The organism is Psychrobacillus sp. PGGUH221 (assembly GCF_042055255.1).
Taxonomy (GTDB): Bacteria; Bacillota; Bacilli; order Bacillales_A; family Planococcaceae; genus Psychrobacillus.
On record NZ_JAQMHQ010000008.1, the window covers coordinates 174,404 to 186,360 of the forward strand.

The 11,957-nt window shown below is 36.1% G+C and carries 12 protein-coding genes and 1 riboswitch; of the genes, 10 read left to right on the forward strand and 2 right to left on the reverse strand.

Features of this window, described 5'->3' with window-relative positions; genetic code table 11:
- Positions 1 to 29: 29 nt before the first annotated feature.
- The 7 genes from PGC35_RS14700 to PGC35_RS14730 all read left to right on the forward strand — a co-directional run bounded on the left by PGC35_RS14700 (position 30) and on the right by PGC35_RS14730 (position 7,858).
- A complete protein-coding gene (locus PGC35_RS14700) occupies positions 30 to 839 on the forward strand; it encodes an alpha/beta hydrolase (protein WP_375219709.1) in 810 nt (269 codons plus the stop codon).
- A 314-nt stretch (positions 840 to 1,153) separates the two neighbouring features.
- Positions 1,154 to 2,134: a ring-cleaving dioxygenase gene (locus PGC35_RS14705; protein WP_375219710.1), complete on the forward strand. Its 981-nt coding sequence runs from the start codon at positions 1,154 to 1,156 to the stop codon at positions 2,132 to 2,134.
- Between the two features lie 216 nt (positions 2,135 to 2,350).
- On the forward strand, positions 2,351 to 4,087 hold the full coding sequence (locus PGC35_RS14710) for a methyl-accepting chemotaxis protein (RefSeq protein ID WP_375219711.1): 1,737 nt from the start codon (positions 2,351 to 2,353) through the stop codon (positions 4,085 to 4,087).
- A 119-nt stretch (positions 4,088 to 4,206) separates the two neighbouring features.
- Positions 4,207 to 5,226, forward strand: a complete 1,020-nt coding sequence (locus tag PGC35_RS14715) for an LLM class flavin-dependent oxidoreductase (RefSeq protein ID WP_375219712.1) — start codon at positions 4,207 to 4,209, stop codon at positions 5,224 to 5,226.
- Between the two features lie 118 nt (positions 5,227 to 5,344).
- On the forward strand, positions 5,345 to 6,307 hold the full coding sequence (locus PGC35_RS14720) for an ABC transporter ATP-binding protein (protein ID WP_375219713.1): 963 nt from the start codon (positions 5,345 to 5,347) through the stop codon (positions 6,305 to 6,307).
- Positions 6,308 to 6,952 (forward strand): ABC transporter permease, encoded by a 645-nt coding sequence (locus tag PGC35_RS14725; RefSeq protein ID WP_375219714.1) that lies wholly within the window; start codon positions 6,308 to 6,310, stop codon positions 6,950 to 6,952.
- Positions 6,953 to 6,958: 6 nt separating this feature from the next.
- The gene (locus PGC35_RS14730) at positions 6,959 to 7,858 is read left to right on the forward strand and encodes a glycine betaine ABC transporter substrate-binding protein (RefSeq protein ID WP_275789934.1); all 900 of its coding nucleotides are present in this window, start codon (positions 6,959 to 6,961) and stop codon (positions 7,856 to 7,858) included.
- A 220-nt stretch (positions 7,859 to 8,078) separates the two neighbouring features.
- Here the strand turns inward: PGC35_RS14730 and PGC35_RS14735 are convergent, their stop codons facing one another.
- Positions 8,079 to 8,561 carry a QueT transporter family protein gene (locus PGC35_RS14735; protein WP_056833178.1) on the reverse strand — a complete coding sequence of 161 codons (483 nt, stop codon included), beginning with the start codon at positions 8,559 to 8,561 and terminating at the stop codon, positions 8,079 to 8,081.
- Positions 8,562 to 8,568: 7 nt separating this feature from the next.
- A riboswitch (PreQ1 riboswitch) is annotated at positions 8,569 to 8,613 on the reverse strand.
- A gap of 101 nt (positions 8,614 to 8,714) precedes the next feature.
- Here PGC35_RS14735 and PGC35_RS14740 point away from each other — a divergent pair.
- Positions 8,715 to 9,929: an MBL fold metallo-hydrolase gene (locus tag PGC35_RS14740; RefSeq protein WP_375219715.1), complete on the forward strand. Its 1,215-nt coding sequence runs from the start codon at positions 8,715 to 8,717 to the stop codon at positions 9,927 to 9,929.
- Positions 9,916 to 10,164 (forward strand): DUF3006 domain-containing protein, encoded by a 249-nt coding sequence (locus tag PGC35_RS14745; RefSeq protein ID WP_375219716.1) that lies wholly within the window; start codon positions 9,916 to 9,918, stop codon positions 10,162 to 10,164. Before PGC35_RS14740 ends, PGC35_RS14745 begins: the two co-directional genes overlap by 14 nt.
- 135 nt (positions 10,165 to 10,299) lie before the next feature.
- Here the strand turns inward: PGC35_RS14745 and PGC35_RS14750 are convergent, their stop codons facing one another.
- A complete protein-coding gene (locus tag PGC35_RS14750; RefSeq protein ID WP_375219717.1) occupies positions 10,300 to 11,436 on the reverse strand; it encodes a polysaccharide deacetylase family protein in 1,137 nt (378 codons plus the stop codon).
- 255 nt (positions 11,437 to 11,691) lie between these two features.
- On the opposite strand from PGC35_RS14750, the gene PGC35_RS14755 reads away from it, so the two are divergent.
- Positions 11,692 to 11,955: a CD3324 family protein gene (locus PGC35_RS14755; RefSeq protein WP_375219718.1), complete on the forward strand. Its 264-nt coding sequence runs from the start codon at positions 11,692 to 11,694 to the stop codon at positions 11,953 to 11,955.
- Positions 11,956 to 11,957: the final 2 nt, after the last annotated feature.

Consider the following 11,957-nt stretch of genomic DNA (forward strand, 5'->3'; position numbering starts at 1 on the left):
AAAAATTAACTTATGAAAGGAAGTTAAATATGAAACAACAAACAGTATCAATCCTTTCAAATGAATTATGTCTCTCCGGAGTACTCCATCTTCCTTCAAACTCTAATGAACAGAAAGTTCCTCTCATTGTTATTTTACATGGATTTTTAGGTAGTAAAGTAGGAGAGCATCGAATGTTTGTGAAGGCTGCTCGTTTTTTTACTAAAAGAGGGTTTAGTGTATTCCGTTTCGATTTTAGTGGATGTGGTGAGAGCGACGGTGATTATTCTAATGTTATGGTTACAAAACAATTAAAGGAAGTACAGACTGTACTAAATTATTTATCATCGATTAAAGAAGTGGATGCCGAGAATATTACTCTGATTGGACATAGTCTAGGCGGTGCTGTAGCTTCCATTACGGCTGCTCAGGATAGACGCATTCGAAAACTTATTTTGTGGTCACCAGTAGGTAAACCTTACGAAGATATTACAAACATTATGGGTGCTGAGACAGTTGAATTAGCGAGAGTGAATGGAAAAGTAGATTATAATGGATTCTACGTCAGTCATTTATTTTTAGAGGACTTAAAAAATCATCACCCATTAGAAGCTATTTGCTCCTATAAAGATGAAGCTTTCATCATTCATGCAAAAGAGGATGAGGACGTTCCTACAGAACATACATATAGCTATTTTGATGCGCTGCGTCAAAGAGGATGTAAAAAAGAAGTGGATAAGCATTTTGTGGAGCAAGCTGATTATACCTTTTCCAGTTATGCATTGGAAGAAGAGTTATTTAATAAATCCTTTGAGTGGCTAGATAAGTTTTCGTATAATAGTGAGAAAATAGCGTTATAAAAAATGCACTTATTTTTTAAGTGTGTTCAGATGGAAGAAAAAAAGCAGTTGGCTGAAGCGTTCGATCGCCCGCGGAAAGCGAGCGATAAGCTTCGGAAAACCTGTTCAAATCTATATAAAAAAATTCGAGATAGTCTACGACCTGAACACACTTATTTGCTAAGTGTGTTTTTATTTGTTTGATACCTGTATTTAGTATTTAGTATTATAAAAATTTAAATGGCAATACTTTAATTGACAAGCATTTTATAACATGTTAATATTACTTTGAATTAGAGATACTTAAATTAAAGATAAATTCGGAGGGGAAATATATGAATCATTTAAAAGGCATGCATCACGTAACAGCAATTACAAGTAGTGCGGAAAAAAATTATGAATTTTTCACTTATGTATTAGGAATGCGTTTAGTAAAGAAAACGGTAAACCAAGATGATATCCAAACATATCACTTATTTTTTGCGGATGATGTTGGGGGAGCAGGTACAGATATGACCTTCTTTGACTTCCCAAATATTCCAAAAGGTACTCATGGCACAAATGAAATTTTTAAAACAGCTTTCCGAGTGCCAAGTGATGCTGCAATAGACTATTGGGTTAAGCGTTTTAATCGTTTGGATGTAAAGCATACGGGAATTGAAGATCAATTTGGAACAAAAGTGCTTTCTTTCGTAGATTTTGATGACCAACAATATCAATTAATCTCAGATGAAAATAATGAAGGAGTTGCAACAGGTACTCCATGGCAGAAAGGGCCAATTCCTTTAGAGTATGCTATTACTGGTCTAGGGCCAATTCATATTAGGATTGCTGAGTTCGATTATTTAAAAGAAGTGATGGAAAAGGTTTTGTTATTTAAAGAGATTGCACAAGAGGGCTCATTCCACTTATTCGAGGTCGGAGAAGGTGGTAATGGTGCACAAGTAATCGTTGAGAAAAACATTATTCTTCCGCCAGGTCGTCAAGGTTTTGGGACAGTTCACCATGCAGCATTCCGTGTGGAAGACCGTGCAGTATTGGAAGAGTGGATTCAACGTATGGCAAACTTCGGTTTTCAAACGTCTGGTTTTGTAGACCGCTTTTTCTTCCAATCTTTATACGCAAGAGTAGCGCCAGGCCTATTGTTCGAGTTCGCTACAGATGGTCCAGGATTCATGGGAGACGAGCCTTACGAAACACTTGGAGAAAAGTTATCATTGCCTCCATTTTTAGAACCAAAACGGGAAGAGATTGAAAGTATGGTACGCCATTTCGATACTGTAAGAAGTACAAAGGAATTTGAAAAAGAATATTAATATTATCGCGCCTACTTCTATTTACGAAGTAGGCTTTTTTATCATTTAATAAGTAATTAATACTAAATTCATAACATACTAAAGATTTAGAAAAAATGACGATATAATAAATAAGTAGTTAAAAATACATAGAGAAAATCCTTATTTTCAATTAGAGGGGTTAATAAGGAGACTACGATTTTTTGTTAGCTGTCTATTACTTAGGGGGGGAAAAGAATGAATATTCGTTCTAAGCTTTTTATTATTGCTATTAGTTTATTACTTATTCCGAGTTTAATAATTGGACTAAGTAGTTATTATTCAGCTAAAAACAACTTAGATGAACTGGGAGAAAAAACGCTTAAAAATAGTGTGGAGATGGCTCTTTTAGTTATCGAGTCATTAAATACATCGGTGGAAAATGGAGATTTGACATTAGAAGAGGCGCAGGAACAAGCAAAACAATATTTACTCGGAGATTTACAAAGTGATGGTACTCGAACAATAACATCTAAAGTAGATTTAGGTATGAATGGATATTTTGTCGTTTATGGAACAGATGGATTAGAAATCGCTCATCCTTCATTAGAAGGAGAAAATGTTTGGGATAAACAAGATGTAGACGGAAATTATTTTGTTCAGGAAATGATCGAAGTTGCACAATCTGGTGGTGGTTTCACTCAATATAAATGGGATTTACCAAATCAACCAGGAACGATAGCTCCTAAAATTACGTATAATGCGCTTGATCCTAATTGGGGATGGGTAATCAGTGCAGGGACTTATATGAAAGCGTTTAATGAAGGTACGAATAATATTATTTTCACTATCTTAATAACACTGGCAATTAGTGCATTGATTGGTATTGTTGTAATCTATTTATTTTCTAGACATCTTGGTATACCAATCCAAAGGATCGCTCAAAGTGTTACACAAATTGCCGAGCAAGACTTATCTACTGAAAGTATAAAGATAAAAAATAGAGATGAACTTGGTCATTTAGCTATTGGAATAAATACAATGGCAACCAATTTGAAAGAAGTGATTACGTCTGTTTCCAATTCGGCACAGCAAGTAGCTGCAACATCCGAACAGCTTACTGCTAGCAGTGAACAGACAAGTAGAGCTTCGGAGGAAATCACAGAATCTATTCAACAAATTTCTTCGGGTCAGGAAAGTCAATTAGTTGGAATAGAGGAAGCTAAAAACTCTGCTTCATATATCTCTACAAGTATTACAGAAATAGCGAAAAATATTAAGGAATTAAACGAACTATCCATCGCAACGTCTAAAGATTCATTAGCAGGTAATGAGGTTATAAGGCAAACAGTAGAACAAATGATGCAAATTAATAATCAAAGTTCGGTAACGACCGAATCTATGGTGCTTTTAGAAAATAAATCACAAGAAATCGGCGAGATTATTAATGTAATTACTGGTATTGCAGAGCAAACAAATTTACTAGCTTTAAATGCAGCTATAGAAGCGGCTAGAGCAGGAGAACATGGTAAGGGGTTTGCAGTTGTAGCGGATGAAGTAAGAAAACTAGCGGAAGAATCCGGGAACGCAGCTAAAAATATATCTTCTTTAATCGGTGAAATTCAGTTAAATACGAAGCATACTGTCCAAACTGCTAACGAAGGAAAAGTAGTGATAGAAAGTGGGATGAGCTATGTTTCGAACGCTGGAAAAACATTTGAAAAAATAGCAGAGGATGTAAATCTCATTAATAATAAGCTTTCTATTATTTCCGAGGAAATTCAAGAAATAAATAGCAACACGGAAGTTCTTGTAAACGAAGTGAATAAAACGAAAGAAGTAACAGAACAGTCTACTAGTTATACACAAAATGTAGCTGCTGCAGCGGAAGAACAATACGCTTCTATGGTTGAAATGACTGCCGCTTCTAGGTCTTTGGCAGAAATGTCTGAGCAGCTTCAAGATATTGTTTCTGAATTCAAACTGGCAAAATAAAATATGGAAGGTAGTAGCTTGCGAGCTGCTACCTTTTTCAGTTCAATTATTTTGTATTTTTGAAAATGTACGCTATCTTTTAATTAGCATTTTTTAATGCTAGAAAGAAGTGAGATAAATTGAGCGAAAAAAAATCATTAGATCAGATTAAATTCTCTGTATTGGATTTAGCGCCAATTACACAAGGTGGCAATCCAGGCGAAGCATTTCAACATACAAAAAACTTAGCACAACATGCAGAAAAATGGGGGTATAATCGATTTTGGTTAGCGGAGCATCATAGTATGCCTGGCATCGCAAGTTCAGCTACTTCGGTTGTCATTGGATATGTAGCGGCGGCGACAGAAAGAATCCGAGTAGGTTCTGGTGGAATCATGCTTCCTAACCATGCCCCCCTTGTTATAGCAGAACAGTTTGGCACACTCGAGGCAATGTATCCAGGGAGAATTGATTTAGGATTAGGTCGAGCTCCTGGTACAGATCAAGTGACAATGATGGCATTACGTAGAGATCCTAGAAATAATGGGCAAGATTTTCCTCAGCAACTAGAAGAACTGCAAGGATATTTGGATGTTGATTCTAGATTCAATAAAGTGAGAGCGATACCAGGGGAGGGGCAAGACATTCCGATTTGGTTGCTTGGTTCTAGCGGTTTTAGTGCTACTTTAGCTGCCCAATTAGGTTTGCCATTTTCATTTGCAAGTCATTTTTCACCGCAAAATACGTTGCCTGCTTTAGAGCGGTATCGCAACTATTTTGAGCCATCCTCTATATTAGATAAACCATATGCGATGGTAGGGCTAAATGTTATAGCAGCTAATACTACAGAAGAGGCAAAAATACTTTCTACATCTCATCAATTACAGTTTTTAAGTCTTATTCGAAATACGCCAAGTCAATTACAACCTCCAGTAGAAACGTTGGAAGGGATTTGGACAACTTTTGAGAAAGAAAGTATTTTGAGTCAGTTGAAATCTACAATTATCGGAAATCCAGACGAAGTAAAAGAAAAACTTCAAGCATTTCTAGATGAAACGGATGCCGACGAAATGATTATCAATACAACGATATATGATCCAAAAGCTCGCCTGCGTTCATATGAGATAGTTGCCGAGGTAACGGGTATGAAATCTTTATAATGTATATACCAGATTCTAATGTTGAATCTGGTTTTTTATTTTTAAGAGAGGCTTTAATCCAACTTTTTAGGGTATATATAGTAACAGTTAAATATAGTGTATGAAGGAGGAAAGATGGTTGATTCGATTTGAGAAGGTGTCCAAAGTATTTGAAGACGGTACGGAGGCTTTACATAATGTTTCCTTAACAATAGAAGAAGGGAAATTAACTGTAATTATAGGACCAAGTGGCTGTGGGAAAACAACTTTAATGAAAATGATTAATCGTTTAGTAGTGCCGTCTTCAGGAGAAATATTTATAGATGGTAAAGCAGTTTCTTCGCTTGATGAGGTAAAGCTCAGAAGAACTATTGGTTATGTAATTCAACGTATTGGTTTGTTTCCACATATGACGATTGAAAAAAATGCATCACTTGTTCCAAATTTAATAGGGTGGACAAAAGAGAAAACTACCGAACGAATTCATGCACTTATGAAAATGGTAGGGCTTGATCCGGAACAGTTTTTAGGTAAGTATCCTTTAGAGCTAAGTGGAGGACAACAGCAGCGTATTGGAGTCGTAAGGGCTTTAGCTGGAAACCCGGAAATTGTTTTAATGGATGAACCTTTTAGTGCTCTAGATCCAATTAGTCGAGAGCAATTACAAATAGAAACAAAGTATCTGCAAGAGAAGATTCAGAAGACAATTGTTTTTGTCACGCATGATATGGATGAGGCTTTAAAGATTGCAGATACGATCATTGTAATGAGGAAAGGACAGATAGAGCAAATAGCCTCCCCAACCGAGTTAATAGAAAAACCGATTAATAATTTTGTAAAAGATTTCATAGGAATTGAGCGAATAAATAAAACAAAGTCCCTTTCATTGCGAGAAATACAAGAGTTTACGACGTTCTTTGAAGAAGATAAGGAAACACCTTATTTAGAGGTAGATGCCACTTTATTGTTAGAGGAAGCAATTGCTTTACTAGATAATGATGCAGTGAAGAGCTTGTTAGTTAAAAAGGGAAATGAACCGCTAGGATATGTAAATCAATCCGTCCTTCTTCGTGCAATTATTGCAAAGGAAGAGGTGGTTTAGATGCGAAGCTTTATAGAAACTATTCAAAGTAGATCAGACTTAATCCAAGAAGCTTTTATTCAGCATATTTACTTATCTTTTATTGCACTTGCTATTGGCATTGCGATTGCCCTGCCATTAGGCATTTTCGTTGCAAGGTATCGCAAGTTTGCCGAACCGATAATTGGAATTACTGCTGTGTTTCAAACGATTCCTAGTTTAGCTTTATTTGGATTTTTAGTTCCTCTTATTGGAATTGGGGCTAAAACAGCATTAATTGCTTTAATAATTTACGCACTTTTACCGATTTTACGTAATACATATACAGGCGTTACAAGTATTGATGGCTCGATATTAGAAGCAGGTAAAGGGATGGGAATGACTAAAAACCAGCTCCTATGGCAAATTGAATTTCCTATGGCCTTACCGTTTATTATGGCGGGTATTCGAACAGCAACTGTTTTAACTGTCGGAATAGCGACTTTAGCAACATTTGTAGGAGCAGGTGGCTTGGGAGATGTCATATATCGGGGATTGCAGTCATATAATAATTCTCTTGTGCTAGCTGGTGCCTTACCTGTTGCTTTATTGGCTATTTTGTTTGACTTTGCTTTGAAATGGATTGAGAGAAAAGCTACACCAAAAGGTATGAAAACAGGAGGATGAACGGGAATGAAAAGATCATTATTAACGATTGGGATTGCAGCATCATTATTATTAGGGGCTTGCTCCAGCTCCAACTCGGAGGAAACACTCGTAATAAGTGGAAAGCCTTGGACGGAACAATTTATTCTGCCTCAAATATTAGGACAGTATATTGAATCGAAGACGGACTATAATGTTGAGTATAAAGAAGGTCTTGGTGAGGTAGCAATTATGACTCCTGCCTTAGAAAAGGGCGATATTGATTTGTATGTGGAGTATACAGGTACAGGATTGAAGGATGTGCTTAAGGAAGAGTCGGAAGTCGGAGAAAGCTCTGAAAGTGTTTTAGAGCGAGTGAAAAAAGGATATGAAGAAAAGTTTCAAGCAACTTGGTTAAGTCCACTTGGTTTTGAGAATACGTACACACTCGCGTATGCCAAGGATAAAGATTATGATGCAAAAACGTATTCGGATCTTGTGGAAGTTTCAAGAACTGGAAATATGGTATTTGGTGCACCTCATGCATTTTATGAACGAGAGGGAGACGGCTATGATGACTTTATTAATTCGTACCCATTTACTTTCACAAGAACCGAAAGTTTAGACCCAAACGTCATGTATGAGGCAGTGAAAAATGGAGACGTGGATATTATTCCTGCATTTACAACAGATGGTCGAATTGAACGCTTTGAGTTACAAACAACTAAAGATGACCTAGGCTTTTTCCCTAAGTACGATGCAGCGCCGGTTGTTCGTTTGGAAGCATTAGAGAAGTTTCCAGAGCTTGAAAAAGTGCTAAATGATTTGGCAGGGAAAATATCTGAAGAAGATATGCTAAAAATGAATGCACGGGTGGATATCGATGGAGATAAGGCGGAAGATGTCGCACATGATTTCTTAGTAGAGAAGGGGTTAATTGATAAGTAATAATTATCTCAATTTATTTACTAAAAATTGGTTAAGAGCAACAAAATTGAGTATGAGAGCAACTATTCATTAGATGAAAGCAACCAATTGTGATATTAGAGCAACCAATCATTATATAAGGGCAACCAAATCATATCAGTGAACAAACCCCAAAAGGAAAGAGGGTGACTTCAAAAAGTCGTTTTTAACGACCTATTTTGAGTCACCCTCTAAATATTTCCTACAAAAGTGATTTAAAGTTCAAGCGTTTATTTAAAGCAGCTATTACTGGAATACCAACTGCTAATACGACAAATTCACCAGCTGCAACAGTAAGCCATGTATAAAAGAAAGGTAATCCCAATGCTAGGTTTAATTCAATTGCAATGATAAACATTGTGACAGTAAAGAGTAATGTATTGAATATCATGCGAGGAATATGACCCTTAATATACTTGGATGCAAAAATAGTGATGGACAAAGTGATAATCGAATGTGCTACCCCAAAAGTTAAATCATATAAACCGAGTGGGGAAAACAGATTTGTTACAAATACACCGAGTACAATACCAAAAATATATTTTTTATTGAACACGACAAGGTGGTTAAACATCTCAGCTATTCGAAATTGTATTGCACCAAATGCAAATGGTGCCACCAGTAAAGATACCGCTACATATAAAGCAGCAATAATACCGCTTGTAGCAAGTGTTTTAGTTTTCATTATTCATTTCTCCTTAGTTTTTTAAAGTGGGAGGTTCACGAACCACGTTTGATAAATCACAATTGCTAATTCTATGACAGGGTTTGACATATGTCAAGGATTATAGAAATTCTATGTTAAAATAGGAAACAGTATTAAAAAAGGAAGGTTTATATGAAACATTTTTTTACATTACTAAGTGCATGCATGATTTTTCTCATTTTCGGCTGCACGACAGAGATGCAATCAGAAAAAACTGATACAAAAGTGGAAACGTCTGCCACCCAAATAAATCCTGGGAATGAATTGAGAGTTCATTTTATTGACGTGGGACAAGGGGACTCCATTTTTATACAATCACCGGATGGAAAAACTATGTTAATAGATGGTGGCAAGAGAGACTCAGGTAAAGAAGTGGTGGATTACTTACGCGCTCAGGGAGTGAAGAAGTTAGATTATGTCGTCGCAACTCATCCGGATGCCGATCATATAGGTGGTCTTCTTGCTGTGTTAAATTCCATCTCAATTAATCATTTTATAGATTCAGGGAAAATACATACATCACAGACATATGAAAATATGCTTCAGCTTATAGTTGATAAGAAAATCCCGTTTGTCGTGCCAGATAAAGGGGATAAGATTTCATTAGATTCTAATATGGATATTACTGTTTTTAATGTAGGAGAGGAATCGGATGATAATAATGAAGCTTCTATCGTGTTAAAAGTGCAATATGGAGAAGTATCATTTCTCTTAACTGGTGATGCGGATATTAAGGTAGAAAAAAGCATGATGAAACAATACAACCTGCAGTCTACTTTTTTGAAAGCAGGACATCATGGCTCCGACACTAGCACCTCAGAAGATTTTATTCGAGCAGTTAAACCAGAGGTCACTATCTTAAGTTATGGAAAAGATAATTCCTACGGTCATCCAAAGCAAGAAGTAGTGAACCATATTAAAAAAGTGAAATCCCAAGCATATGCAACAGCGGAAGTTGGAAATATTGTAGTAACGACAAACGGAGTTGATTATTCTGTTTCGACCCAAGACAGTCCAGACAAAGTGGAAGCGAAAAAAACGGTATCCACCCCATCCATCGTGATTTTGAGTAAGGACTTACAAGGGGAAATAGTGGGTATAAAAAATACTGGGGATGAAGCCGTAAATTTAGAGGGCTGGCAACTTATCTCCACGGAAGGTAATCAAGTATTTACGTTTCCAAACATGGATTTAGAAGCTGGCAAAACTATCTATATTACAAGTGGTCCTAGTGCCAAGGAAGGTCATGGATACCTTCAATGGACAAAGAGACAGGTTTGGAGAAACGACGGAGATGCAGCTAGCTTGATAAATGAGAAGGGAGAGGTTATTAGTGAGGTCAAATAAGTATACATTAGATCGTTTTGATGGTGAGTATGCAGTATTTTTAAAGCATCCAAATGAAACAGAAAGCGTTCTCGTAGCTCGTGATCAGATAAAGGTGCCTTTAGAGGAAGGTGATATTGTCTCCATAACAGTTTTGGGTGATACGTATAAAATTGAATCTCATGAAAAGGAAACAATGGGCCAAAGAGACAAAATTCAAAGCTTATTAGAACAATTAAAAAACGGTAATAAATAATAATAATGAAGTTTTCATAATTATTAAAACAAACGTGATTAACATGAATCTGCAAACATTCATGTTAATCGCGTTTTTCGTGTTATTCGTGTTTGTTTTGGTGCCTGGCACCAGTAATACTGTTGTAATAATTGGTTAGAGGGATGTGTCATATAGGAAGTTTTGGACGATATGCTGTTTGGGTTCGTAAGTTTTTAGTGTATAGCCTTCTTTTTGAAGCCACTCGATAATTTGGGGTAGGGCTTTTGTTGTTTGGCTTCTGTCGTGTAGTAGGATGATGATGTCTTTATCACCTGATTTAAAGGCTTTTTCTACTCCCACTTTTACGTTTTTCACGATTTGGTCTGCTTGTTTGTCCGTGTATTTCCAGTCCTGTGAATCTACGTCCCAATCCCATAGTTTGTAGTCATTTTTAATTAATTCATTTTTCATGGCTGTCGTTATATGGGGCTTGCTGCCGTATGGGGTTCGAACGAGTTTTGAATCCAACCCGGTCATTTCTTTTATTAGCTTGGTTCCTTCGTTCATTTCGTTAATAAAAGAATTTGCGGACTTGTAAACCATGCTTTTATCATGTGTCATGCTATGTGTTCCGATATAATGGCCTTCTTTTACGACTGATTTAATAATAGGGGAGTTCTTTTTCATATTGTTTCCTAAAAAGAAGAAAGTACCTGGCACTTTATATTTTTTTAAAGTGGCATTGTTTACTGCTGTGAATTTATTTGGTCCATCATCAAATGTTAAGTAAATAGTTGCTTTTCCTGGTTTTGCTTGTGTTTGTTTAGATTTCAGCTGTTGTTTTAAATAAATTTCATATTCTGGATGAGACATACGAATCCAGTCATCTCTATAGATTCGCTGTGTTTTCTGTTTTGGAAAGTTTTCAATTTTATATCCTATTTCTGTAGCAATAAATTTAACACTAATGAACAGCTTTCCATCTAATCGCACAAAAGGAACCGAACTAAGGGCTGTTCCATTTTTAGTAATTTTGTTCGATGTTTCGTTATAAATAATCTCTAAGTCTTGTTTTCGTATAAAGGTATTTCCTTTTTCTGTTTCATACGGAATATCTAAATAAGCTGCTATTTCTTCCAGCGGAACTTTCGTGTCTTCATTGATAACTTGTACATCACTAAAATCTAATAATTGATCATTAAAGCCAACATAATGTGTTTCTACTGCTGCTTGTCCAGTGGTTGTACTAAAAATAATAGAGATGAAAAGAGCTGCACATAGAATAGTAATTTTTTTTATGATTATAACCACCTGTTCATATATTTTTTGCCATCTAAAAAATATATGTATTTTGTAATCGTGGTATGCTTATATTAAGATGTTTACTAGGGGGGTGAGTGTAATGGCAAATCGATGTAAATTGCCAGAGAGCGCAACGTCTCATGCAAAGCCTATTTTTGGAAAGGCGATACTTTGCGTGGGGAGTCATTAAATAAATATTAATCGCCATTTCAACTTGTGGCTTTGCACCTTATTGAAAGTGATAAAAATAAGGGAGCGAGCGCAATGACTTATATAAAAGCGAATTCTGTTTTACCTGAGGAGCTTGTGAAGGAAATTCAAAAGTATATTCAAGGGGAAACAATTTATATTCCGAAACCAGAAAAGAGTTATAAACAGTGGGGGGCGCTTTCAGGAGAAAGAAAGCGTATTGACGAACGAAATGCCTATCTTAAGCAAACTTATAAAAATGGAGTTCCGATGAATCAGCTTGCTACAGAACATTTTCTTTCTGTGGAAACTGTTAAAAAAATCATTTATTCTAAATAAAT